Source organism: Brenneria roseae subsp. roseae (assembly GCF_003115845.1).
Classification (GTDB): domain Bacteria; phylum Pseudomonadota; class Gammaproteobacteria; order Enterobacterales; family Enterobacteriaceae; genus Brenneria; species Brenneria roseae.
The window spans coordinates 41,396-64,999 of sequence record NZ_KZ819038.1 but is presented as its reverse complement, the minus strand read 5'-3'; the positions used below and the strand labels follow the sequence as shown (position 1 = coordinate 64,999).

The following is a 23,604-nucleotide window of genomic DNA, read 5'->3' as shown; positions in this document are numbered from 1 at the left end:
CGTCTGCTCCGTTAATCCAGAGAATCGATATTCATGTTAGAAGAAACGCGCTTACATCGTATACGAGCCCTTTTGTCCACGTTGAACCGGGTCAGTACCGAGAAAATCATTCAGCACCTCGGGGTATCACGAGAAACAGTACGGCGCGACATCCTGAAACTGGAAGCCATGGGCGCATTGCGCCGCGTTCATGGGGGTATTGTCGCCACCACGCTGGAGCCGGAACCCCCTTTATCCGTTCGTAATACGGTGCGTGAAAAAGAAAAACAGGCCATTTCCCGCGCGGCGGTACAGCAGTTAAAAGCCGGGCAAACGCTGTTTATCGATGCAGGGAGCACCACATCACTGCTGGCTGATGAATTGTTGTCGATGCCCGGCATGACGGTCATCACCAATAGTCTGAACGTGGCGCTCAAGCTGACCTCGGCGGAAACCACCCTGCGCCACGAGGTCATTCTGCTTGGCGGGCATATGGGCCCCTCCGTTCAGGCGACCAGCGGCGATTTAACCATCCGCGAACTTCAGCGTTACCGTGCCGATGTCGCCCTGCTGTCTCCCGTCGGCATTGCCAGCGCGTCGGGGGCCAGCAGCTTTGCCCACCATGAAGCGGCGATTGCCGGTACCATGGTGCAATATGCCAAGACACGGATTATTCTGGCGGATAACAGCAAAATTGGCGTTACCAGCCGGGTGATTTACGCCACGCTGGCTGAAATCGATATCATTATCACGGATGCCGCATCGGCCGCCAAACCCGATCTGGCTCCGCTTCAGGCGCAATGCCAGCAAATCATTCTGGCCTGATCTTACATGGCATGACGCCCGGCGATCGGGCGTAGGTAGCGTCCCGCGATATTTTTTGATTTAAGTTAATAATCAGCGATGTTTTCCGGCGTTTTTCGTGTTAATGCTACTCTTCGGTTAACGTAAGGAATCTCAGACATTATGTACCAATTGTATATTGCCAATAAAAACTACTCGTCCTGGTCGCTACGCCCATGGGTACTGTTGAAAACACTTTCAATTCCTTTTGAGGAGAAGAAAGTCGCGTTTGCTCCCGGCGCGACCCAGGCGGCATTTAAGGTTTTTTCACCAACCGGCAAGGTTCCCTGCCTGATTGATGGCGATATCACCGTCTGGGATTCACTGGCGATTACTGAATATGTCGCAGAAAAATATCCGCAGGTCTGGCCCGCTGAGACAAAAGCACGCGCCTGGGCCCGCTGCGCCGCGGCGGAAATGCACTCTGGCTTTACCGCGCTGCGTAATCAGTGCGCCATGAGCTGTGGCGTGACGGTGAAAATGAACGCGATATCTCCTGCGCTCAACGATGAAATCCAGCGTATTAACACCCTGTGGCAGGAAGGCTTAACGCGATTTGGCGGCCCGTTTCTGGCTGGAGAGCAATTTTCGGCGGTGGATGCATTCTTTGCGCCCGTGGTGTTCCGTATCAGAACTTATCAACTGCCGGTATCACCAGAAGCCAGCGCCTATTGTGAACATATGCTGTCACAACCCGCGATGCGGCACTGGCTGGACGCCGCGCTGGCAGAAGCCTGGCGCGAACCCTCACATGAAGCAGACGTCGCCGGCGCGGGAGAGGTTATTGAAGATTTGCGGGCGCAGGAGTAACGATAACGCATTGTTACTCCCACTCTGGCGTAAAAGAAAGCGAGGCGATAACGGCATGAATCGCAAAGAGATATCTGCTTACTCCGACTCCACACTCGCCATACTTTGCGGCTGTCGTGACGCCAGCGCTTTCTGTTTTTTATAGCTCAGCGCCGCAGCGGGAACCGCGGTGATCTTCCCGCTTTCCAGCCAGTTGCGCAGCCGGCTGGCATCGGCAAAATGGGTGTACTTGCCAAAGGCATCCAGCACCACCAGCGCCACCGGACGCTGATTGATCATCGTCAGCATCACCAGGCAATGGCCCGCCTGATTGGTAAAACCGGTTTTGGTCAACTGAATATTCCAGTCCGGTTTATAAACCAGATGGTTGGTATTTCTGAACGGCAAACTGTACGCAGGACGCAAGAAGGTCGCCGTTTTCTCATGCGTGGTGCTGAGCTGGCTGAGCAACGGATACTGCTTGCTGGCAATCAGCAGTCTGGTGAGATCGCGGGCGGTCGAAACGTTATTAATCGACAGTCCGGTCGGCTCCACGTAACGTGTGTGCGTCATCCCCAGTGACCGGGCTTTGGCATTCATGGCATTGATAAAGGCCTGATAACCGCCGGGATAATGATGAGCAAGACTGGCGGCCGCCCGGTTTTCTGACGACATCAGCGCCAGCAGCAACATATCACGGCGACTGATTTCACTATTTAATCGCACGCGCGAATAGACGCCCTTCATTTCTTTGGTCTGACTGATATCAATGGAAATCACTTCATCCAACGGCTGGTTCGCATCCAGCACCACCATCGCCGTCATCAGTTTGGTCACCGAGGCGATCGGCACCACCACATCCGGATTCGTTGAATACAGGATGTGGTTATCACGTAAATCCACCACCATCGCACTACCAGAAGCAATCTCCTGCTGGACGGTAGGCGTAGGACTGGCGGATTCCTTCGCGATAGCCGCAGGAATAATCACAGCATGGGTTGACAGCAGCAACAGGCCAAACAAAGAAGCTCTAAACGTTTTACTCATTATTCAACAACTTAAACAGTAATCTGTTAAATGAAAAGAGATAGGCCGTCGCATTATAATTTACCGTCACTTGCCACGCACTCACACAGCAGAAAAAGCTTTGTCACAAAGTTTAACAAGCCGTTGAATGTTTTCCTGCTCTACGCGATATGACATCAAAATCAGCCAGGCGCGGACAGCAAGAACAACGAGCGACATCAAGAATGAGAGATGTTCAATCCGCGCCTCTGGCTTAGCAGGTGCAGACTGATACCCCAGAATATCCCGGCGGTTATCCCACCTGATGCACCCGATAGCGTGCTGAAAAGCACGTCGTGCGCCAACGCGGGGAAACGGGCCTGTTGCAGGGAAAAGTAAAAACGCGTACAGAAAGTCAACAACATCAGTACCAGCGGCCACGACGAACCATTGCGCTGGAAGCACCGTTCATCCGGCAGATAGACGCCCGCATTTTTACCTCCCCACCAGCCGATCGCCACACCCAGTATTAACGTCAGCAAAAAACCGACCGCCACGGCTTCAGGCGACGTCGGCGCATTAAAAATGGAGGCGATGCCCCAGCACAGAAAAAGACCGGGGACGATCAGCATATGTGGCAGCGATTGCCGTCTTGTCTGGCGGGCTTTGAGCCCGGCATAAATCAGATAGGCCAGGACTCCCCACACCCAGTAGGGCGTGTGACTAACCAGCGTCAGTATATTTTCCATTCATGACTGTTCCGGTTTTATGAATACACCGAATCATACGCCAGTCAGAGGCGCTGTCACCGTCTGCGCGACGCGGGAGGCGTCTTCTGACGGACAGACCGCCGCTGTCGCCCCATCCCTGGGGGATCGTCCTGACGGGCCAGCGATTATTCCTTCACCGTCTCCTCCAGTTGAAAACGCCCCAGCGGATTCTGATGGAAGCCTTTGATGTTTTTACGGCTGACGTTACGGTACGGGCTGTAGTACAGATCGATCCAGTTCACGTCGGCTTTTGCCATCTTCTGCAAATCAATGTACATCTGCTCGCGTTTCTGCGGATCCATCTCAACGCGAGCCTCTGCCACCAGCGCTTTCACCTTATCATTCTGGTAGTGGGTCATGTAGTTGTTGTTGGCGTCATGCCCCAGCACAAACGTGGTTTTCTGGTCGGGGTCGAGAATATCGTTGGTCCAGTACATCACGGAAATATCGTATTCTCCCGCAACCAACATGTCCCAGCTCTGGCTGGGATCGACTTTTTGCAGGTTCACCGTCACGCCAGCTTTCGCTAACTGCTGCTGCAACAGAATCGCGATTTGCTCATCAACCTCATCGCCTGCGTTCACCACGTAATTTAATTTCAAGCCGCTGGCGCCGGCGTCCGACAGCATTTGCTTCGCTTTCTCAGGATCGTAAGGGCGGCGCAGGTTGTCCGCATAGTGATACAGCGCTCCGGCTGGAATATAGGAATTCGCCACGCTGCCATAACCAAAGGTCACCGTTTTCACGATGGCGTCTTTATCAATGGCGAAATCCAGCGCCTGACGAACTTCGGTTTTTGCCAGCGCGCCATGCTCGTGGTTGATCAGCAGGTGGTCCTCGCGGGTAGAACGATCCAGATCCACCGTCAGGTTGGGATCTTTCTGCAACGATTCGATACGGGAGAACGGCACTGATAGCGCGGCATCCAACTCCCCGGCCTGCACTTTCAGCATGCGGGTATTATCATCCGGCAGCGTCAACCACTCTACGCCGTCCAGACTGACCTGATCCGCCTGCCAGAAATACGGATTCTTCACCAATACCACTTTCTCGCCGCGCGTCCACTCTTTCACGCTGAACGCACCGGAACCCATCGGTTTTTCTGCAAACGCTTCCTCGCCTTCGGCTTTCAGCGCCTTCTCCGAAATCACCGACGCATTCGGTAAAGCAAGCTGCGACAGGAACGGCGCCGACGGCGATTTAAGCGTAATCACCAGCGTATGAGGATCGGGGGCTTCCGCTTTATCAATAATGCTGTAAGAGTCACGCCACAGCGACTCGCTGTTATCGCGGATACGCAGCAGGCTGAACGCCGCATCGCTGGCGGTCACCGGTGTGCCATCGGAGAACCTGGCATCACGGATCTTCAGGGTGTACACCTTGCCATCCTGAGAAATGCTCCAGCTTTCCGCCAACCCCGGCTCCAGTTTGGTGCCGCTGTTGTCTACCCGTACCAGCGGGTCAAATACGTTGGAAAATACCCAGTTATCGGCGTTCTGCGCCGATTTGATCGGATCAAAGGTGGTGCTGTCTTCACGACGACCGATCGTCAGTATTCCGGCAGCCTGAGCCATTTCGCTGACCGCGCAGAGCGACAGCAGCAGACCGGCAGCGGCGACGTTAAAGTGCTTTTGCTTCATTTCGTTTTCCCTCAGTCAACGGATACACCCAATCACCTCCGCTGCGCTCCAGTACGCAGGCAAAGGCATGGTCGGCAACATGCCGGATTTCTGGCGTCGTACCCTGACGGCACGACGGTGTGGCATAAACACAGCGAGGATGAAACGCACAGCCGGCGGGCAACGACACCGGGCTGGGCGGCTCACCCTGCAAAGGATTGGCGGGCAGCGGGCGATCGGGGTCGATTTCCGGGATCGCCGCCACCAGCGCGGCGGTATAAGGGTGACGAGGGGTGGTAAAAACCGCCTCTGTCGGACCTTCTTCAACGATACGGCCCAGGTACATGACGGCCACGCGGTCGCACAGACGACGGACGATCGCCAGATCGTGGGCAATAAACAGGATGGCCAATCCCATCTTTTCCCGCAGTTCCATCAGCAAATTGATAATCTGCCCCTGAATCGACACATCCAGCGCGGCGACACATTCATCAGCCACAATCAAACGCGGCTCCAGCGCCAGCGCGCGCGCGATCCCCGCACGCTGACACTGCCCGCCGCTCAGCCCTTGCGGACGCCGGCTGGCCTGTTCGGGACGCAGACCGACCAGCGTCAGCAATTCACCGACCCGTTCAGGGATGGCGGATGGCGGCGCTTTTCGGTGAACGCGCAACACTTCGGCAATACTTTCACCAATGGTTTGCCGTGGATTCAGTGACGCAAAGGGATCCTGAAAAATCATCGCCGTTTGCTGACGCAAGCGGGCAATATCGCTTTTCAGTCCGCCGGTAATCAGATGTCCATCAAAACGCACCCGTCCCGCGCTGGAAGACTCCAGATGCAGGATGGCCCGCCCCAGCGTACTTTTCCCGCTGCCCGATTCGCCGACCAGTCCCAGCGTTTCCCCGGCGTGAATCTGCAACGAGACATGATTAACCGCCTGCAACTGACGTTTGCGCCAACCCAGCCCCTCGGAGACCGGAAACGTGACGCAGAGATCGTCAATATCAAGCAACGGATAAGATTGACCCGCCATTCACGCCTCCTGAGCTATCAAAGAAGACAGCGGATGATGACAGGCCGCGCCATGCTCATTCGGCAGCATGCGCATCATCGGCTGAACGGCCCGGCAATCGTCCCCCGCGTACTGACAGCGGGGATGAAAACGGCAACCGGCAGGAAAACGCTCGGCTAGCGGCGGCTGTCCCGGAATGGTGATCAGCCGCCCGCGACCGCCCTCACTCACTGGCTGACACTGAATCAAACCACAGGTATAGGGATGAACGGCGTTCGCCAGCACCTGACGCTTTTCGCCAATCTCACACAGCCTGCCGCCATACATCACCGCGATCCGGTCGCAGGTTTGCGCCACCACGCCCAAATCATGGGTGATCAGGATGATGGCAATGCCCAGCCGATCGCGCAGCTCACTGAGCAGACGTAAAATCTGCATCTGCACGGTCACATCGAGCGCAGTGGTCGGCTCATCGGCAATCAGGATGGCAGGTTCGCAGGCCAGCGCGACGGCAATCATCGCCCGCTGCCGCATGCCGCCGGAAAACTCATGCGGGTAGTTGTCCACCCGCCGCGCCGGATCGGGAATACCAACCTGACGCAACCATTCGATCGCCTGTTGATGCGCTTCCCGTCGGCTGGCGGCAAAATGCAGACGGCGGCTCTCGGCAATCTGTTGGCCGATGGTCATTACCGGGTTGAGGTGACTGGTGGGATTCTGAAAAATCATCCCGATTTCCCGCCCGCGAATGCCGCTCATCTGCCGTTCACTCAAGGCCTGCAGATTGTTTCCGCGCAGCAGGATGCTGCCGCTGCTGATGCGTAGCCCTTCTCCGGGCAATAAACGCATCAGCGCCCGGCAGGTGATGGTTTTGCCCGATCCGCTTTCGCCAACCAGACCAAGGATTTCCCCTTCGTTCAACGAGAGGGAAACCCGATCAACCAGCGCAACGCCCTGACGGTTTTCGAGCGTAAGTTGCGATACCGTTAATAGCGTCATGGACGTTCTCCCAGCTTATCGCCCAGCCCATCCGCCAGCAGGCTAAATCCCATCGCCAGCAATACAATCGCCAGCCCCGGGAAAGTGGTAATCCACCAGGCAGTGGTAATAAAACTCTGACCTTCCGCCACCATCACGCCCCATTCGGCAACCGGCGGTTGGACGCCCAGACCGAGGTAACTCACGGCGGCGCCATTGAGCAGCACCAGAACACAGTCGGACATGGCAAAAACCACCGAGCCGGTCAGGGCATTGGGCAACAGGTGAACAAACAGAATGCGAAAATGGTTGTAACCGAGGCTGCGCGCCGCCAGCATAAAATCGCGGTGTTTCAGCGACAGCACCTGTGAACGCACCAGACGGGCATAGGACACCCAGCCAACCATTGCCATGGCAATATAGAAACTGCTCAATCCGGGTCCAAGAATGGCAATGATCGCCAGCATCAGTACCAGAAAAGGGAATGCCAGCACGATATCAATACCGCGCATAAGCAACGTATCGACGATCCCGCCGACGTAGCCGGAGAACGCCCCCAACACCGTGCCGATGATGAAGGGAAAAATCACGCCCATTACGCAGATTTGCAGGTCGATTCTGGCGCCCCAGATCACCCGGGACAGAATGTCGCGACCAAAGTTATCCGTGCCAAACAGATGAGTGCCTCCGGGCGGCAACAGGCTGGCCTGCGAGTTTTGGGCGATAGGATCGAAAGGCGCTATCCACGGCGCAAAGAGCGCCAGCAGCAGCCAGGTTGCCAAAATCAACAACCCGATTTTCAGCGTATGCTGGCGCGGTAACCAGCGGCGGAAAAATCGATGAACCGGATTTATCGGCATCATGTCACGGGCACATGGTTCGGACACGACGCGATCGGCGGGGCTCGCGATGCCGGGTTTTATCAGATTCCTGGGTTTGATCACATTCATAGTTTCACCCTTGGATCCAATGCCACCGTCAGCAGGTCGGCCAGTAAATTCACCGCCACCGTAGCCAGCGCGAACACCATCACCACGCCCTGCACCACCATATAATCACGGCTGAAGATGGCCTTAACCAACAGTTGCCCCATGCCCGGAATAGCAAAAACGCTCTCAATGACGACCGTACTCCCAATCAGCCAACCGATGTTGACCGCCAGCAGATTCACCGTCGGCACCAGCGAGTTGGGCATGACGTGTCGCCAGAAAATGCGCCGTTCGCTCTGCCCGCGCGCTTTGGCCGCCGTGACATAGTCATTTTGCAGTTCCATTAACAGGCTGGCGCGCAGGTTGCGGGTCAACACGGCGGACAATGCCAACGCGACCGTCAGACAGGGCAACACCAGATGGTGTAGCCGATCCGACCAGTCGCTGCCGTAGCCCGATACCGGAAACCAGCCGAGCGTGACGCTGAAGAGCAGGATCATCATGATGCCCAGCCAAAAGGCGGGGAAACCAAGCCCGGCCGTCGAAAACAGACGAATAAACTGATCGGCCCACCGGCCACGATGGCGGGCTGCCGTGGCCGCCAGCGGAAACGTAAACAGCAAGGCAAGCAGTACACTGCCCGCGACCAGATACAACGTGGGCTCAATGCGGGACAGAATCAGCTTCAGGGTATCTACGCGATAAACGATGGATCTCCCCATCTCGCCATGCAGCAAATTGCGGAGAAAGTAGAGATATTGCAGCCAGACCGGTTCATCCAATCCGTACTGGGCACGAATACGCGCAATCGCTTCCGGCGTACTGCGCACTCCCAGCAGAATGCGTACCGGATCGCCGGGAATGGCGCGTACCATGACAAAGGTAATCAGGCTGATGCCTAACAGCACCGGCACCAGCTGTAGCGGACGCCAAATCAAAAAGCGGTAACGATGCATGGTTACCCCCTGCCGGCATCGCGCTGGCGGGCAAGAAAATCCAGCAGGACCGGATAATAAGCCTGCGGTTCTTCGTAAAACGGCATATGGCTGCTATTGGGGAACACATGCAACTCCGCCTGCGGCAAGCCTTGTTTCATTTTCAACGCACAGGCGGGCGTCAGTTCATCATGCTGTCCGGTGGTAATCAGGCAGGGAATACTGATACAGGCCAGATCGGCGCTGCGATCCCAGTCGCGTAAATTACCGGTATAGAGAAATTCGTTCGGCCCCTGCATGGTGACATAAGGTCCGGCGTTGCAGTCGGACAGCGAACGCGTCACCGGTGCGGGCCAGTCATCCAGCCGGCAAACATGACGGTAGTTCAGCAACGTGATCGCCGCCTGATAGGCCGGATGATCCAGTGTCCCCACCGCTTCGTGCCGTTGCATCATCGCCACCGTTTCCGGACCGAGCGCCGCACGCAACCGGTTCAGTTCCTGAATAAGATGCGGCATATCCGCAACCGTATTTTCCAGAATCAGACTACGCAGCGCACTTTGATGGTGCAAAGCCACTTCAATCGCCAGCCAACCGCCCCAGGAATGACCAAGCAGATGCACTTTGCCCAGATTCAGCGTTTTCCTTATGGTTTCCACTTCACGCACATAGCGCTCAATCGTCCACAGCCGTTCGTCGGTCGGACGATCGGATTTCCCGGTTCCCAGTTGATCAAACGCAATCACCCGATAGCCGTGCGCCGCCAGACAGGAGTGAGCTTCCCGCAGATAATCACAGGGTAATCCCGGCCCACCGTTCAGACACAGCACCACGTCATCGCCGGCGCCAAACTCATACGCCACGACGTTATAGCCATCAACTTCAATGACGTGTTGCCTGTCGGCATTGATTTCGCTCCACATATTTCCTCCAGCTCATCATGCCCGATAGATTTCAGAATGCCGTTTTCCAACGATCCGAAAGGGGCATAGCGGTAATGGGTAATGCCATTCCTTGCTTCCTACGCTAACCGCCGCCGCCACAAAGGGGTAGTTAGTAAAAATGCTAGGTTTGTGTCCGTCAGCTAATGGCATTTTATTTGCATGCTTACTCTCAGGATTTGCAGGATCCATGCCCGAATGGAAGGGCCGCGAGCTTGTAGAGGCGAAAATGAAACTCGTAGTGAAAGAAAATGACACTCGGCCACAGAAAGCCACGCTGGACGCGGCATTCGAACACTTGTTTGCCCAAACGTCACAGCTCGGTTTCGATGCGCTGATTTATGATTACACCCCTGTACCGCGCTCCGTCGAGGGGGATTTGATTACCCCGTCGGTGCTGCGAATGCGTAATGTGCCGGAAGATATGCGCCAATTATGGTGCGAGAGCGGCTATTATCAGGTTGATCCGGTGCAGATTTACGCGCTGGAAAGCTGTGCGCCGTTTGTCTGGTCCTATCAGCGGCCAGATGACACGTCATTACGCAATGTGATCAGCGATAGGCACCATCCCGTCACGCATTACATGCGCGACAACAACATGCCCTGCGGCGCGACAGTGCCGCTGCATCTGCCGCATGGCGGATTCGTTACGGTAACGGGGATACACACCGGCGCAGAACACGAACAGGATATCAGTCAGGTATTAGCCGAACTCGGCCTGCTGGCGCACACCTTTCAGGAACAGATCTACCCGTTGTTTGATGACAGCGTGCTAACCTGCCAGCATGTGCATTTGAGCAAACGTGAACGGGAATGTCTGGCCTGGGCGGCGGAAGGGCTGACGGCTAAAGAGATCGCCCGTAAGCTGCACCGCTCCATTGCCACCGTCACGCTGCACCTTAATTCGGCGGCCCGTAAACTGGGGGCCAGCAACCGCGTTCAGGCCGTGGTGCGTGCCCTGCACTACCGATTGCTGGATAGCTGACAATGGGAAGAGAAACCTATCTTTTTTACTAGCTGTGTCCGGTCATTCGCACGTTTACCCTGAAAGCACCAATAGCGACAGGGTAAACCGTATGTACACCATTACAGAAGGCTACGCGCCTTATCTTGAGTACCAAACCTGGTATCGCATCTGCGGCGATTTACACCATGGGCTGACGCCGCTGGTGGTGGCGCACGGCGGCCCCGGATGCACACATGATTATGTCGATGCCTTCCGGGATATCGCGCAAAGCGGCCGGGCGGTGATCCATTACGACCAGTTGGGTAACGGCCGTTCGACCCACCTGCCCGACAAACCCGCTGATTTCTGGCGACCGGCCCTGTTTCTCGCCGAGCTGGACAACCTGTTACGCCATCTGGGCATCGCCGATAATTATGCGCTGCTCGGCCAGTCCTGGGGGGGAATGCTGGGTGCGGAACATGCCGTGACGCAACCTGCCGGGCTCAGGGCGCTGATTATCGCCAATTCTCCCGCGTCCATGGCGCTGTGGCTGTCAGCCGCCGCCAGACTGCGCAGCGAATTGCCACAAGAAGTACAGGATTGTCTGCTGGAACATGAAACCGCCGGGACATTGGACAATGACGTCTATCGCGCGGCCTCACAGGTATTTTATCAGCGTCACGTTTGTCGCCTCGATCCCTGGCCGGAGGAAGTCAAACGCACCTTTGACGCCATGGACGCCGATCCCACCGTTTATCATGCGATGAATGGTCCGACAGAATTTCATGTTATCGGCAGTATGAAGGACTGGAGCATTATTGACCGGCTGTCCGCCATTGCCGTTCCCACGTTGTTGATTTCCGGGCGCTACGATGAAGCGGCGCCGGAAGTGATAGCGCCGTTTGCAGAACATATCCGTGACGTTGAATGGATCATTTTTGAACAGTCCAGTCACATGCCGCATGTGGAGGAACGCGCCGCCTGCATGGCCGCCGTCAATGATTTTCTGACGCGTAAATTGTCGGGCGCGGGCGAGGCATGAAAATAACGCTCTCCCCGCGCACGAAATCACGCTGAATTCACCCGGACGATATATCGGTAAACCGGTGCGCGGATCAGATTGGGTAATCACCATTGGCCTGAGGTTTTGATTCACTTGCTATCGCGTCACGGTGGTGAAAACGCGATAGCAGCCGACCGTCGATGGTGATAAGCCCAAGAAAAATGGCCGCCATACCGATCAGCATGCCGGCCGTTATTGTTTCCTGTAAAAAAATCACGTAAGCCAACGCCGCCTACCCCATGTCAGTGCGGGAACAGGCCGTCATTTTCCCGCTTTAATTTCTTTTACCGCTTCATCCGCGCCAATACGGCCGTAAGTGACAATATCCGCCAGTGAATTCCCTCCCAGACGGTTAGCGCCATGTACCCCGCCGGCCGCTTCACCCGCAGCGAACAGGTTAGGGATTACGTTACCGTTCACATCCAGCACCTGTGCTTTCGTGTTAATCGCTATCCCGCCCATGGTGTGGTGGATACCCGGAGTGACTTCAATGGCATAGTATTTACCGCTGTCCAGCGCAATCTTCATGCTGTCACGACCAAATTCAGCATCTTTTTTATCGTTGAAATAACCACTGTACGTTTTGATAGTCTGCGCCAGCTGTTTGCTATCAACGTTGATTGCCTTGGCCAGCTCCTCAGGCGTAGCGCCTTCAGCAACGAGCTTCTGTTTAAAATAGGTATCGATCGTATGATTCTGTTTTAACAGCTCATCATTGAAGATCACATAGGCATGTTTACCCGGCTGTTTCAGAACATTTTGGGAAACCACATCGCGGGTTAACAGCTCATTGGTAAAGCGTTTACCCTGTTCATTAACCAGAATGGCTCCGTCGCCGCGTACTCCTTCCGAAATCAAAATCCCTTTACCGGGTACGGTTGTGGGATGGATCTGGATATACTCCATATCAACCAGTTTGGCATTCAGACTCTGCGCCATTTTGATCCCTTCACCGAGCGTCCCCGGTGCATTAGTGGTTTTAAAATCGACCAGTTTAGGATCGTATTCTTTAATCATGTCGAAGTTGGCGCCGAATCCCCCCGTCGTAATCATTACTTTCCTGGCGTCGATGGTGAATTCTTTGCCGTCTTTATCTTTCGCCTTGACCCCTGATACTTCACCCTGGTCATTTTTCAGGATTTCAGTGGCTGAAGTGTGGGTCCGAAGATCGATGTTTAACGCTTTCACCTTTTTGAGCAGCGCGGTAGCAATAAAACTACCGGCCGGCTGTCCGCCCATCGGGCGATGGATGCGGTCAACACTTGCACCGCCCGCCCGGGTCACATCAGACAGCTCCGCCCCATTCTCTTTCAGGAAAAGGATCGAGTCTTTGGCATGCTCAGACAGAACTTTCACCAGTTCCGGGTTGTTCTTTTGCTGACCGCCCTTCATGGTGTCCTGATAAAAAAGCTCCGGGCTGTCCTTGATGCCTTTCGCGTTCTGATACTCGGTGCCTGCGGCATTTAATCCGCCCTCGGCTCGTGCGGTATTCCCCCCGGCAAACGGCATTTTCTCCAGTAATATCACTTTTGCGCCCTGATTATGCGCCTCGATTGCCGCTGACATCCCTGCACCGCCCGCACCGATAATAACAATATCGGTGGTTTCGCTCTGCGCGGCGACGGAAAAGGCCAGCGCTAATGCACTTAATAATAGGATTTTTCTTTTCATGATAGATGAACCTGCATTTTGTTATTTTCAAGATGGAGTTCAATTATTGAGATGGTTTGTTGCATCATCTCCTGCTGCCAGAAATTAATGGCAGTTTCCCTTTTGCATTAGAAAATTAACAGGATGACAACATAAATAAGACATTGATGACATATTATTTCCCCACTACAAAAAATCAGGATAAATTCTTAATCAGCCTGACTTGCCACAGGGGAATAGCATCAAATTTAAAAACTGCCAGACGGTTCCGTACGAATTACCCGCGCGGACATTAAGCCGTCATTGAAGAGAGTGCAATACCTTAAAAAGCGGTATGTAAATAGAAGAGGCAATCCAAACAGGATCGCATCAGCCCGCACCCCGACGATGCAGGCTGATGCAAGATGATAAAACAAACGGAATATTATTTTTTCGCTTGTTCAAGCGCTTGCTTAATTGCCTCAATCACGCCCTGGCTCGACAATGTCGCGCCCGTCACTGCATCAACTTTATCGATATCCTGTGTTTCAATCAGCTCAGGGATAACGTTATCAATTACCCCCAGCATCAACGCTTCGGTGTCTTCATGATTCACCACTTCGGCATTGGCGATTTTCCCGTCGTTGATACTGACGCTGACTTCGATTTCTCCCTCTTTTCCCTGCCCTTTTCCGGTATAGGTGCCGTCTTTGTATTGTGCGACATCGCTGCTATACGCAGCCAATGAGAACGAAAGCGTCAAGGCGGCCAATATGGCCGGAATCAATTTCTTCATAATTTTCCCATAAATAAATGACATCACTGCCCCAGTTGGCAGCATTAATAATAAATGACAAATAATAGAGCCACTGTGATCAACGTCCTCATTGTGGCTCCCTGCAACGAAAATCTATTGATAACTTATTATTGGCCTGCTTTGATTTCTTTCACTGCTTCAGCGGCGCCAATGCGTCCATACGTTACAATATCCGCCAGTGAATTGCCGCCCAAACGGTTGGCGCCATGTACCCCACCCGCCGCTTCACCCGCAGCAAACAGGTTAGGGATTACGTTACCGTTCACATCCAGCACCTGTGCTTTGTTGTTAATGGCAATACCGCCCATGGTGTGGTGGATCCCCGGCGTGATTTCAATGGCATAATATTTACCACTATCCAGCGCGAGCTTCATGCTGTCACGATCAAATTCACCGTCTTTTTTCGCTTTAACCGCGGCACTGTATGTATTGATCGTCTGCGTCAGTTGTTTGCCGTCCACGTTAATCGCTTTGCCCAGCGCTTCAGGCGTGTCACCTTCAGCCACCAGTTTTTGCTTAAAGTAGGATTTCGTCGCCTGATTCTGATTCACCAGTTCATCGTTGAAAATCAGATAAGCATGCGCACCCGGCTGTTGCAGAATGCTTTGTGACACCACATCACGGGTCAGCAGTTCATTGACGAAACGCTTGCCGCTTTCATTGACCATGATCGCGCCATCGCCACGTACCGCCTCCGTAATCAGAATGCCTTTACCCGGTACCGTTGACGGGTGAATCTGAATGTATTCCATGTCCACCAGTTTGGCATTCAGGCCCTGCGCCATTTTAATGCCTTCACCCAGCGAACCCGGAGCATTGGTGGTTTTAAAATCGACCAGTTTAGGATCGTACTGTTTGATCATGTCAAAGTTGGCGCCAAAACCCCCGCTGGTGATCATGACCTTTTTGGCGTCGATGGCGAATTCCTGACCGTCTTTTCCCTTCGCTTTAACGCCCGTCACTTCCCCTTTGTCGTTTTTGAGGATGTCGGTTGCCGACGTATTGGTACGCAGATCGATATCCAGTTCCTTAACCTTTTTAATCAGCGCGGTGGCAATGAAGCTGCCCGCCGCGACACCGCCTGCCGGACGGTGGGTACGGTCTACGCTCGATCCCCCGGTCCGGGTCAGATCCGCCAAATCCGCCCCATTCGCTTTCAGGAAGGTCACGGAATCTTTGGCATGCTCGGTGAGGGTTTTCACCACTTCCGGGTTGTTAATATTCCGACCGCCTTTCATGGTATCTTCATAGAACAGTTCCGGGCTGTCCGTAATACCTCTGGCCTTTTGCAGATCAGTCCCCGCCGCGTTTAAGCCTGCCTCCGCGCGGGCGGTATTTCCTCCGGCAAACGGCATTTTTTCCAGCAAAATGACTTTTGCCCCTTGATTGTGAGCTTCAATGGCAGCCGACATCCCCGCTCCTCCCGCTCCGATAATGACAATATCGGTCATTTCACTATGAACAGCAGAGGAAAAGGCAAATGCCAAAGCACTCAATAATAGAATTTTCTTCTTCATATTATATGAACCTATATTTTGTTATTTTTAATCGGAAATCCAAATAATTGAAATGATCGTCATTATTACTGCTTTCATACCGCCAAAATCACGGCCATCCCAACGAAATCCCAAACGCCGATTGCAATTACCTGGATCAGGTTTTACTGGCACTGATTCGATACAAACGAAAATTAATTGCGCTGTAACCACTAACAAAACAATGTCAGGAACTGATCCTACTCTTATTGCCATACAAAAATTTTAACTCGATCATATATTTATAAATTTATATCGAATAGATTTCACAATACGGAAAAGCGGTAACCACGGGGATGATTCAGGCATAAAAATAACACGGCAACAGGAAAAATAGCGGGCAATACGCGTTACTGTAACGCGAAAGACAATCAAGAAACGGCAATATATCCGACCAGGAATAGACAAAACAAAATCGGAAGGATGTGTATTTCCCTATAATACATCCCTCCGTCAATTTACGGAATCAGACCAACAGAATCTATCGGCAGAATATCGATAATTTGCATTTAATTTAACAACACAACAACATAAAAAAGACATCATTGCCATAACAATTCATTCTGATATAGCAACCGATTAAAAACCAAGTAATTGTCGATAAGAATGATTTTCAATATTATCCAGTGATAACCCCAGCCGCAATGCGCATTCGACACACAGATCTCTCAACGCCTTCAACTGTGTCTCGTCATCCGTCATCACGGATATTTCGACAAAATGGCCGAGCGGCTCAATATAATCCAAAGTAATATGAAAAATATCCATAAAATAGATACTGCGTACTTTATTGATTTCGTAAAGCGATCTATACCCCAGGGTTTTCAGCATACTATCCGTTTTCTCGAACGACTCGACATTAACGGCTTCACAGCGCCCCGCGCCAGGACCTTTGACAATCAATAGCTTAATTCCTGACGGTTCCATGCTCCGTAGTAACATGCTGATATTTTGCTGCTGTAGGCGTTGTTGAGCATCATCATAATAAATATCATGCTCTTTATTTTCAAAAACAAATGCTTCAGGATGATGGCTAAAGAGTGTACTCCGGAAAACCACAATATCCTGAATACGGAATTTTAGTTCAACTTCATATTTCCCTGTAAAATGTTCAACCATGTTCTTCCTCCTTACTGGACTGCCTGCCAATACTCTTGAACGCCCACCCTCAACAGCAACGCGTTTTATCAACACATTGAGCAAGGACGCTTCCCCAATACACATTCGGCAACCCGCAGATTGATCCTGGTAACATCAAACTACACATCAGATAATAACCTTGCCTCGGAATCCTGCAATGGCAAAAGACCTCCGATGACCTGACGCCAGTCAAATAATCCGGGTATTGCCCAGCAGCTTTCAAGATGCAGGACAAAACGCCGTCGTTTTGAACAACGCAGGGCGTTGGCCCTTGACGGGCAAGGCTCATGCATAAGCCTCGTCACGCGGCAACCGGGTGGATCCCCGGAACGGATGGATATCAAAAGGTTGGGATGGCAATCCCTCCCCCACAACAGAGTCATACACCGCCTGCCGCGGCGCGCCAATGCGCCGGCGTTTCCTTTCCCCTGCGCGGCCAATACGGTAAAGCATCTTCCTGACAAAAAAAACGGCCGCGTCCTTTCACTGGTTATCGGCCGTTAATGGTAGCTGAGATGGCAAAAATCGCCAGTGCTTCACGCCGCCGCTGGCGGATAAGACATTATCGCCACCGTATCAAAACCATGATGGTGCATGAATTCGCGCAGAATAAGCAATCTGGCGGCAAAATCGCGCGCCAATGGAATGCCCTCCCATGAGGCCGGGCTGCCAAATATCACCTGTTCCAGCCGCTTAAACGTTCGCTCCATTTCATCCTGAGAAAGTTGCCAACCGCCGGCCTCTTCCTTTACGCCGGAAATCCGGGCAATCTCGGCTACGCCGGGATCGACGGAGAATAGCAATGAACCGGCCGGCAGGTCGTGGCGAATACGAATCACCTCATCTTCAACAACCATGATGGCCCGTTCCATTTCGTCCGGCGTCGGCGGAAGATGTTTAAAAAATGTCTCGCCCGTCTTACCAACCCCCATCGCCAGTGGCAAAACGACAGCGGGTTCCGCCTCATTACCACAAACAACCAGCGACTGCTGTTCACCAATATACAATAACGTCACGGGTACAGGCGCCGTAACCCGTTGTCTGACCTGCGCATAAGACTGACGGGCAAGGGTTTCATTTTCCATCTTATTCTTCTTCGTTAATCATGGCAGGATCGTGCTGACAGCAGCGGGCGATACCGGCGATGTCCGCGGGCGTGGTTCGGCAGCAGCCCCCGATCAGCTTCGCGCCTGCGGCCTGCCATGCGGGCAAATGGGCCGTCAGCGAGCCATCGTGGGCACCATGCCGGCTCCAGGTTTTACTGGTTGCATCGTACAGTTCGCCCGAATTGGGATAGACCACCAACGGTAACGCCGTCAGCGAAGACAGATGCGTCAACGCAGCGGTGACCTTATCCAGAGCAATGCAGTTGATGCCAACGGCAACTATCTGGGGATAAGCCTGCAATAATGACAGCACGTCGCTCAACGGCGTGCCGTCACTCAGATGTTCATTGTCCCGCAAGGTAAAAGAAAACCATGCTGAAGCCTGCGGGAATTCCGTCAACAGTTCAGCCAATGCCTTGATTTCCTCAAACGACGGCATGGTTTCGCAAGCGAGAATATCGACGCCGGCGTTCAGCAACGCCGCCATACGCGGGCGATGAAACGCCATCATATCGGCCTGTGGCAGCGAATAGTCGCCGCGGTATTCCGAACCATCGGCCAGATACGCGCCATAGGGACCAACCGATCCGGCAATCAGCCGTTTCCCTGCCTGAAGATTGGCCTTGAGGTAATCTTCACGCGCCTGAGCCGCCAGCTGTACGCTTTTTGCAATCAGCGCCAGCGACTGCGCTTCACTGAAGCCTCGCGCCTTAAAGCCCAGCGGCGTCGCCTGGTAGCTGGCCGTTATCGCGCACTGCGCTCCCGCGATGAAATAATCAAGATGTACCTGATAAATCAGCTCCGGGTTTTCCACCAGAACCTTGGCCGACCACAGTGGATCGGCCAAATCGCAGCCACGCGCTTCCAACTCGGTGGCCATCGCGCCGTCCAGCACGATCGTCGGGGCCGTTGCCAGCATCTCGGTGACAGGATTATTACGCAATGTTTTCTACTCCCTTCGCAAATTTACGTTTCTTCATCCACTGGATGACATCATAAGCACCACGGCCCTGCGCGACAAAGGGGATTTCGCGCCACAGCGCAATTCACGCTGGCGGATCACGCCAATACGGGCTAATAAACAGACGCGTCGATCGCCCGTGCAATTTCAGCAGACGTTTTCATCGCCCGGATGCCGCTGAACAATTCTGTCGCCTCGGCATACTCTTTACGCAGATAGCCCAGCCACTGTTTGATACGAGCTACGTGGTACATTCCGGTATCGCCCTGCTTCTCCAGGCGGACATACTTCCGCAGCAGTTCCATGACTTCCGGCCACCGCATTCGCGGCTCGTTGTACTTAATCACCCGACTCAGGTTCGGGACGTTCAGTGCGCCCCGGCCAATCATTACTGCGTCGCAGCCTGTTACCGCCAGACAATCCCGGGCGCTTTGCCAGTCCCAAATTTCCCCGTTGGCAACCACCGGAATGGTCAGCCGCCTGCGGATTTCGCCAATTGCCTGCCAGTTAATACGCTCCGCCCTGTAGCCATCTTCTTTGGTACGTCCGTGCACCACCAGTTCACTCACGCCGGCCTGCTGCACGGCGTCCGCAATCTCAAACTGACGTTCGCCGGAATCCCAGCCCAAACGCACTTTCACCGTGACCGGCAGGTGCGCGGGCACCGCTTCACGCATGGCCCTGGCTCCCTGATAAATCAGTTCAGGATCTTTGAGCAAGGTCGCGCCGCCCCCGCTGCCGTTCACCAGTTTGGAAGGACAGCCACAGTTCAGATCAACGCCGTAAGATCCCAGTTCCACGGCCCGTGCCGCATTCTCTGCCAGCCATTGCGGATATTGCCCCAGCAGTTGAACACGCACCCGCGTTCCCGACGGGGTACGACTGGCATAATGCAATTCAGGACAAAGGCGATAGAACGATTTAATCGGCAGGCGCTGATCCACCACCCGTAAAAATTCGGTGATGCACAGGTCATAATCGTTAACTTCGGTCAGCAATTCCCGTACTAATGCATCGAGAACACCTTCCATCGGGGCAAGCAGAACACGCATAACGCAACTCGGTTAAAAACAGCACGCCATGGTACTGTTCATCATGAACGCAACGCAATGGAAAAACACAGGATTGCATCGGCGTTGTCATTTATCAAACACGCTATGACACCGGTTCGAATCGCAGCCTGCCGGCGTCATTGATACGTGAATGAGAAGAGAAGTAAAAATCTCAGCGCGCCAGCGTCCGACGTAGCGCCGATGGCGTCTGACCGCGCTCGCTTTTGAACCGATGGCTGAGGTGGCTGGCAGAGCTGAATCCACAGGCCAGAGCAATCTCAGTGATCGATAGCGTGCTATGCCGCAGCATGTCTTCGGCGCGCGCCAGCCGCTGTTTCAGCACATACTGGTGCGGCGCCATGCCCTCGCTTTGCCGGAACATACGGGCAAAATGAAACTCACTCAGCCCGGCTTCCACCGCCAGATCCGCCAGCGTCAGCGACTCACCGAGACGGTTCTCAATTTGTTCCTTTATCCGCCGCCGTACCGCGGGCGCCAGACCGCCGCGCACATCCGGCATCGTCCACTGCAACTGGGTATATTGTCTGAGCATATGGATCATCAACAGCGTGGCGGCGCTGCTCAGCACCAGATGACTGGCGGGATCCTTCCAGCTGTTATTGAGCAGAAACTGACGATAAAGCACGGTGATTTGCGGATCTTCACAGAACGTTCGTTCTTCGGTGCAGATGGAAGACGGACTGCGATCCCAGGTTTGTTCCGCCAACTGTCGCAGATGCATATCGTCGCAGTACAGATGAACAAAGGAGAGATCGCCGCGAATATCCCAGGTTGATACGCTCTCTTTCGGCATCAGACAGAAGCGATCGGGACCGCCGCCATTGTGCCAGCCGTCCGGCGTTTTATGGTAGCTCTCGTAGCCATCGGCAATATAAAGGCTAAGGGTGTGATGGTCGCCATTTTCCACGGTTACGCGATCGTAGCGGTTGAACCAGGACGCCAGCCGCACGCCAGACGTCAGCTCAACGGTATCACGCAATTGAGTTTTATAATGTTGCAGCGTATCGAACACTTGATACTGATGCATCACCGCCTCCTCTCAATAAACCGCAAGATTATGTTATCGACCGCAACTCGCTGAAAGCCAGCATCAAAACAAAAATATCATACTGCCAGACAGGATAACCATGAGAGTCTGCTGATGAATATTTTGCTGTATTTTTCCGTCGTGCTGATCTGGGGCACTACCTGGATCGCCATCAGTCTGCAACAGGGCACGGTTGCCGCCGAAGTTTCCATTTTTTGGCGTTTCCTGCTCGCTTCCACCATTTTGCTGGCGTTTCTGGCGCTCACCCGTCGCCTGCGTCCTCTGTCCAGACGGGCACACCTGCTGTGCATGGTTCAGGGGGGTTGCGTTTTCGGTATTAACTTTCTTTGTTTTTACCACGCTATCGCATGGATTTCGAGCGGATTGGAATCCGTCATTTTTTCCATGGCGGTGCTATTCAATGCGTTCAACAGCCGACTCTTCTTCGGCCAGCGTCTGACACGCAATGTCGTTATCGCGGCGCCGCTGGGACTCATCGGTATTGTGGCATTATTCTGGCATGATTTGCTGGATATGGATTCGCAGCCACACTTTCTCTGGGGCGCAGGCTTGAGCCTGCTGGGGACTTACTGTTTCTCACTCGGCAATATGATCAGTACCGAGCATCAACGGCAGGGACGCGATGTGATGACGACCAACGGCTGGGGAATGTGCTATGGCGCACTATGGATGGGCTTATTCAGTCTGTTTCAAGGCTATGATTTTACGCTGGAGCTGACGACTCGCTACCTTGGCTCGCTGTTTTATCTGGCGGTATTTGGTTCGGTGATTGCTTTCAGCGCCTATTTCATTCTGGTGGGGCGTATCGGCGCCAGTCAGGCCGCCTACTCTACCCTGCTGTTTCCGCTGATTGCGCTATCCATTTCTACTCTGTTTGAGAACTACCACTGGCAGGCAAATGCCATCTTTGGTTTGCTGATGATTCTGGCAGGCAACGCTGTCATGTTCTACCGCCCGCACCATCGGGTAACACACGCCGCGCCGGTAAAGTCGCCGATAAAAAAGAGCGCTGGCTAAGACAACGTCAGGAGGTTCACTGTTAACCCCTCCCTCAACTTTCGTTGCAAGGGAGAGGGGGTAACAGTCAGTCTGGATTATCGCACCGCAGATGGTTTGCTGCGGTTTTGCGGACGCGGCGAACGCCGCTGGCCGTCATTACTACTCCACGGGCCGGCGCTATTGCCTGACGATTTACGTGGCTGACGGGCACCATCGGCAGGTTTGCGATCGCCGTGGCCACGGTCGGATTGACCGCGCGGCGCACCGGAACGACCGCCACCGCGATTACCCTGACGACCATTAATGATCGGCTCGGCTTTAATCGACGGATCAGGCTCATAGCCCGGCACGGCAATGCGTGGAATTTCACGGTTCAGAAGACGTTCAATGTCACGCAACAGCTTGTGTTCGTCTACACACACCAGCGACAGTGCTTCCCCCGTCGCCTCCGCGCGACCGGTACGGCCGATACGGTGAACATAGTCTTCCGGCACGTTTGGCAACTCATAGTTGACCACATGCGGCAACTGATCGATATCCAGGCCACGGGCCGCGATATCGGTCGCCACCAGTACGCGAATGCCGCCATCTTTAAAGTTCGCCAGCGCACGAGTACGCGCGCCCTGACTTTTATTGCCGTGGATCGCCGCGGCGGTGATGCCGTCTTTTTCCAGCAATTCAGCCAGATGGTTGGCGCCGTGTTTAGTGCGGGTAAAGACCAGCACCTGCTGCCAGTTATTCTCGCCAATCAGCTGAGACAACAGTTCGCGCTTACGACGCTTATCCACAAAGTGTACGTGCTGCGTGACCAGTTCAGACGGGGTATTGCGACGCGCCACTTCAACAGAAGCCGGATTAGTCAGTAATTTGTTCGCCAGCGTTTTGATCTCATCAGAGAAGGTGGCCGAGAACAGCAGATTCTGACGTTTCGCCGGCAGCTTGGCCAAAACACGGCGGATATCATGGATGAAACCCATGTCGAGCATACGGTCCGCTTCATCCAGCACCAGAATTTCAACCTGAGACAGGTCAACCGCATTCTGATGTTCCAAATCGAGCAAACGACCCGGCGTTGCCACCAGAATATCCACACCGCCGCGCAGCTTCATCATCTGCGGGTTAATGCTGACGCCGCCAAATACCACCAGCGAACGTAAACGCAGGTATTTGCTATAGGCGCAGACGTTTTCATCAATCTGCGCGGCCAGTTCACGGGTTGGGGTCAGGATTAGCGCCCGTACCGGACGACGACCTTTCGCCTGAGGTGGGCGGCTGCTCAGCAATTGCAGTAAAGGCAGGGTGAACCCCGCCGTTTTACCGGTTCCGGTTTGTGCGCTGGCCATCAAATCACGGCCGGCCAACACCACCGGGATCGCCTGGCGTTGTACAGGCGTCGGTTCACGATAGCCCTGTTCTTCAACAGCGCGCAGAATGTCGGCACTCAGGCCGAGAGAATCAAATGACATAATAGGAAACAACTCCAG

General features: G+C 53.9%; 24 protein-coding genes. 5 read left to right on the top strand and 19 right to left on the bottom strand.

Annotation, left to right across the window (positions count from 1 at the left end; translation table 11 throughout):
* Positions 1–33 precede the first annotated feature (33 nt).
* On the top strand, positions 34–804 hold the full coding sequence (locus DDT52_RS18745; RefSeq protein ID WP_136157705.1) for a DeoR/GlpR family DNA-binding transcription regulator: 771 nt from the start codon (positions 34–36) through the stop codon (positions 802–804).
* Between the two features lie 141 nt (positions 805–945).
* Positions 946–1,632 carry a glutathione S-transferase family protein gene (locus DDT52_RS18740; protein ID WP_136157704.1) on the top strand — a complete coding sequence of 229 codons (687 nt, stop codon included), beginning with the start codon at positions 946–948 and terminating at the stop codon, positions 1,630–1,632.
* A gap of 78 nt (positions 1,633–1,710) precedes the next feature.
* On the opposite strand, the gene pbpG is transcribed toward DDT52_RS18740, so the two are convergent.
* From pbpG to DDT52_RS18700, 8 genes are all read right to left on the bottom strand, one after another.
* Positions 1,711–2,658 (bottom strand): D-alanyl-D-alanine endopeptidase, encoded by a 948-nt coding sequence (gene pbpG, locus DDT52_RS18735; RefSeq protein ID WP_136157703.1) that lies wholly within the window; start codon positions 2,656–2,658, stop codon positions 1,711–1,713.
* A gap of 197 nt (positions 2,659–2,855) precedes the next feature.
* Positions 2,856–3,365 (bottom strand): DUF6622 family protein, encoded by a 510-nt coding sequence (locus tag DDT52_RS18730; RefSeq protein ID WP_136157702.1) that lies wholly within the window; start codon positions 3,363–3,365, stop codon positions 2,856–2,858.
* Positions 3,366–3,511: 146 nt separating this feature from the next.
* The gene (locus DDT52_RS18725; RefSeq protein WP_136157701.1) at positions 3,512–5,026 is read right to left on the bottom strand and encodes an ABC transporter substrate-binding protein; all 1,515 of its coding nucleotides are present in this window, start codon (positions 5,024–5,026) and stop codon (positions 3,512–3,514) included.
* Positions 5,007–6,041, bottom strand: coding sequence for an ABC transporter ATP-binding protein (locus DDT52_RS18720; protein WP_136157700.1), 1,035 nt, complete (start codon positions 6,039–6,041; stop codon positions 5,007–5,009). The genes DDT52_RS18725 and DDT52_RS18720 overlap by 20 nt, the downstream gene beginning before the upstream one ends.
* Complete coding sequence (locus DDT52_RS18715) at positions 6,042–7,019, bottom strand: ABC transporter ATP-binding protein (RefSeq protein WP_136157699.1); 978 nt, start codon at positions 7,017–7,019, stop codon at positions 6,042–6,044.
* Complete coding sequence (locus DDT52_RS18710) at positions 7,016–7,861, bottom strand: ABC transporter permease (protein ID WP_136157731.1); 846 nt, start codon at positions 7,859–7,861, stop codon at positions 7,016–7,018. The genes DDT52_RS18715 and DDT52_RS18710 overlap by 4 nt, the downstream gene beginning before the upstream one ends.
* Positions 7,862–7,944: 83 nt before the next feature.
* Positions 7,945–8,883, bottom strand: a complete 939-nt coding sequence (locus DDT52_RS18705; protein WP_109055325.1) for an ABC transporter permease — start codon at positions 8,881–8,883, stop codon at positions 7,945–7,947.
* A gap of 2 nt (positions 8,884–8,885) precedes the next feature.
* Complete coding sequence (locus DDT52_RS18700; RefSeq protein WP_136157698.1) at positions 8,886–9,785, bottom strand: proline iminopeptidase-family hydrolase; 900 nt, start codon at positions 9,783–9,785, stop codon at positions 8,886–8,888.
* Positions 9,786–10,032: 247 nt separating this feature from the next.
* On the opposite strand from DDT52_RS18700, the gene DDT52_RS18695 reads away from it, so the two are divergent.
* Both DDT52_RS18695 and DDT52_RS18690 read left to right on the top strand, forming a co-directional pair.
* The gene (locus DDT52_RS18695) at positions 10,033–10,788 is read left to right on the top strand and encodes a LuxR family transcriptional regulator (RefSeq protein ID WP_136157697.1); all 756 of its coding nucleotides are present in this window, start codon (positions 10,033–10,035) and stop codon (positions 10,786–10,788) included.
* A 91-nt stretch (positions 10,789–10,879) separates the two neighbouring features.
* Entirely contained in the window at positions 10,880–11,791 is a 912-nt protein-coding gene (locus tag DDT52_RS18690) for a proline iminopeptidase-family hydrolase (RefSeq protein ID WP_136157696.1), read from the top strand.
* Positions 11,792–11,864: 73 nt separating this feature from the next.
* Here the strand turns inward: DDT52_RS18690 and DDT52_RS21000 are convergent, their stop codons facing one another.
* The 10 genes from DDT52_RS21000 to DDT52_RS18650 all read right to left on the bottom strand — a co-directional run bounded on the left by DDT52_RS21000 (position 11,865) and on the right by DDT52_RS18650 (position 21,100).
* The gene (locus DDT52_RS21000) at positions 11,865–12,038 is read right to left on the bottom strand and encodes a hypothetical protein (protein ID WP_168709808.1); all 174 of its coding nucleotides are present in this window, start codon (positions 12,036–12,038) and stop codon (positions 11,865–11,867) included.
* A gap of 35 nt (positions 12,039–12,073) precedes the next feature.
* A complete protein-coding gene (locus DDT52_RS18685) occupies positions 12,074–13,483 on the bottom strand; it encodes a flavocytochrome c (RefSeq protein WP_136157695.1) in 1,410 nt (469 codons plus the stop codon).
* Between the two features lie 403 nt (positions 13,484–13,886).
* Entirely contained in the window at positions 13,887–14,237 is a 351-nt protein-coding gene (locus DDT52_RS18680; RefSeq protein ID WP_136157694.1) for an FMN-binding protein, read from the bottom strand.
* A gap of 128 nt (positions 14,238–14,365) precedes the next feature.
* Positions 14,366–15,775, bottom strand: a complete 1,410-nt coding sequence (locus DDT52_RS18675; protein ID WP_136157693.1) for a flavocytochrome c — start codon at positions 15,773–15,775, stop codon at positions 14,366–14,368.
* A 597-nt stretch (positions 15,776–16,372) separates the two neighbouring features.
* A complete protein-coding gene (cyaB, locus tag DDT52_RS18670; RefSeq protein WP_136157692.1) occupies positions 16,373–16,912 on the bottom strand; it encodes a class IV adenylate cyclase in 540 nt (179 codons plus the stop codon).
* Positions 16,913–17,218: 306 nt separating this feature from the next.
* Positions 17,219–17,386, bottom strand: a complete 168-nt coding sequence (locus DDT52_RS20995) for a hypothetical protein (RefSeq protein WP_168709807.1) — start codon at positions 17,384–17,386, stop codon at positions 17,219–17,221.
* A gap of 83 nt (positions 17,387–17,469) precedes the next feature.
* Positions 17,470–18,018, bottom strand: a complete 549-nt coding sequence (locus DDT52_RS18665) for a hypothetical protein (protein WP_136157691.1) — start codon at positions 18,016–18,018, stop codon at positions 17,470–17,472.
* Between the two features lies 1 nt (position 18,019).
* Entirely contained in the window at positions 18,020–18,982 is a 963-nt protein-coding gene (mmuM, locus tag DDT52_RS18660; protein ID WP_136157690.1) for a homocysteine S-methyltransferase, read from the bottom strand.
* A gap of 131 nt (positions 18,983–19,113) precedes the next feature.
* Positions 19,114–20,052: a tRNA dihydrouridine(16) synthase DusC gene (dusC, locus tag DDT52_RS18655; protein ID WP_136157689.1), complete on the bottom strand. Its 939-nt coding sequence runs from the start codon at positions 20,050–20,052 to the stop codon at positions 19,114–19,116.
* A gap of 172 nt (positions 20,053–20,224) precedes the next feature.
* On the bottom strand, positions 20,225–21,100 hold the full coding sequence (locus tag DDT52_RS18650; RefSeq protein WP_136157688.1) for a helix-turn-helix domain-containing protein: 876 nt from the start codon (positions 21,098–21,100) through the stop codon (positions 20,225–20,227).
* Positions 21,101–21,214: 114 nt separating this feature from the next.
* Between DDT52_RS18650 and DDT52_RS18645 the strand changes: the two genes are divergently transcribed.
* Entirely contained in the window at positions 21,215–22,138 is a 924-nt protein-coding gene (locus tag DDT52_RS18645) for a DMT family transporter (RefSeq protein WP_136157687.1), read from the top strand.
* A 77-nt stretch (positions 22,139–22,215) separates the two neighbouring features.
* Here DDT52_RS18645 and rhlE read toward each other — a convergent pair whose 3' ends face one another.
* Entirely contained in the window at positions 22,216–23,586 is a 1,371-nt protein-coding gene (gene rhlE / locus DDT52_RS18640; RefSeq protein ID WP_136157686.1) for an ATP-dependent RNA helicase RhlE, read from the bottom strand.
* Between the last annotated feature and the right edge of the window lie 18 nt (positions 23,587–23,604).

What these genes read in the sequence shown, in the direction of transcription:
- DDT52_RS18745 (WP_136157705.1), top strand. Translation starts at nt 34, where the DNA reads ATGTTAGAAGAAACGCGCTTACATCGTATACGAGCCCTTTTGTCCACG.
- DDT52_RS18740 (WP_136157704.1), top strand. Translation starts at nt 946, where the DNA reads ATGTACCAATTGTATATTGCCAATAAAAACTACTCGTCCTGGTCGCTA.
- pbpG (WP_136157703.1), bottom strand. Translation starts at nt 2,658, where the DNA reads ATGAGTAAAACGTTTAGAGCTTCTTTGTTTGGCCTGTTGCTGCTGTCA.
- DDT52_RS18730 (WP_136157702.1), bottom strand. Translation starts at nt 3,365, where the DNA reads ATGGAAAATATACTGACGCTGGTTAGTCACACGCCCTACTGGGTGTGG.
- DDT52_RS18725 (WP_136157701.1), bottom strand. Translation starts at nt 5,026, where the DNA reads ATGAAGCAAAAGCACTTTAACGTCGCCGCTGCCGGTCTGCTGCTGTCG.
- DDT52_RS18720 (WP_136157700.1), bottom strand. Translation starts at nt 6,041, where the DNA reads ATGGCGGGTCAATCTTATCCGTTGCTTGATATTGACGATCTCTGCGTC.
- DDT52_RS18715 (WP_136157699.1), bottom strand. Translation starts at nt 7,019, where the DNA reads ATGACGCTATTAACGGTATCGCAACTTACGCTCGAAAACCGTCAGGGC.
- DDT52_RS18710 (WP_136157731.1), bottom strand. Translation starts at nt 7,861, where the DNA reads ATGATGCCGATAAATCCGGTTCATCGATTTTTCCGCCGCTGGTTACCG.
- DDT52_RS18705 (WP_109055325.1), bottom strand. Translation starts at nt 8,883, where the DNA reads ATGCATCGTTACCGCTTTTTGATTTGGCGTCCGCTACAGCTGGTGCCG.
- DDT52_RS18700 (WP_136157698.1), bottom strand. Translation starts at nt 9,785, where the DNA reads ATGTGGAGCGAAATCAATGCCGACAGGCAACACGTCATTGAAGTTGAT.
- DDT52_RS18695 (WP_136157697.1), top strand. Translation starts at nt 10,033, where the DNA reads ATGAAACTCGTAGTGAAAGAAAATGACACTCGGCCACAGAAAGCCACG.
- DDT52_RS18690 (WP_136157696.1), top strand. Translation starts at nt 10,880, where the DNA reads ATGTACACCATTACAGAAGGCTACGCGCCTTATCTTGAGTACCAAACC.
- DDT52_RS18685 (WP_136157695.1), bottom strand. Translation starts at nt 13,483, where the DNA reads ATGAAAAGAAAAATCCTATTATTAAGTGCATTAGCGCTGGCCTTTTCC.
- DDT52_RS18680 (WP_136157694.1), bottom strand. Translation starts at nt 14,237, where the DNA reads ATGAAGAAATTGATTCCGGCCATATTGGCCGCCTTGACGCTTTCGTTC.
- DDT52_RS18675 (WP_136157693.1), bottom strand. Translation starts at nt 15,775, where the DNA reads ATGAAGAAGAAAATTCTATTATTGAGTGCTTTGGCATTTGCCTTTTCC.
- cyaB (WP_136157692.1), bottom strand. Translation starts at nt 16,912, where the DNA reads ATGGTTGAACATTTTACAGGGAAATATGAAGTTGAACTAAAATTCCGT.
- DDT52_RS20995 (WP_168709807.1), bottom strand. Translation starts at nt 17,386, where the DNA reads ATGCTTTACCGTATTGGCCGCGCAGGGGAAAGGAAACGCCGGCGCATT.
- DDT52_RS18665 (WP_136157691.1), bottom strand. Translation starts at nt 18,018, where the DNA reads ATGGAAAATGAAACCCTTGCCCGTCAGTCTTATGCGCAGGTCAGACAA.
- dusC (WP_136157689.1), bottom strand. Translation starts at nt 20,052, where the DNA reads ATGCGTGTTCTGCTTGCCCCGATGGAAGGTGTTCTCGATGCATTAGTA.
- DDT52_RS18650 (WP_136157688.1), bottom strand. Translation starts at nt 21,100, where the DNA reads ATGCATCAGTATCAAGTGTTCGATACGCTGCAACATTATAAAACTCAA.
- DDT52_RS18645 (WP_136157687.1), top strand. Translation starts at nt 21,215, where the DNA reads ATGAATATTTTGCTGTATTTTTCCGTCGTGCTGATCTGGGGCACTACC.
- rhlE (WP_136157686.1), bottom strand. Translation starts at nt 23,586, where the DNA reads ATGTCATTTGATTCTCTCGGCCTGAGTGCCGACATTCTGCGCGCTGTT.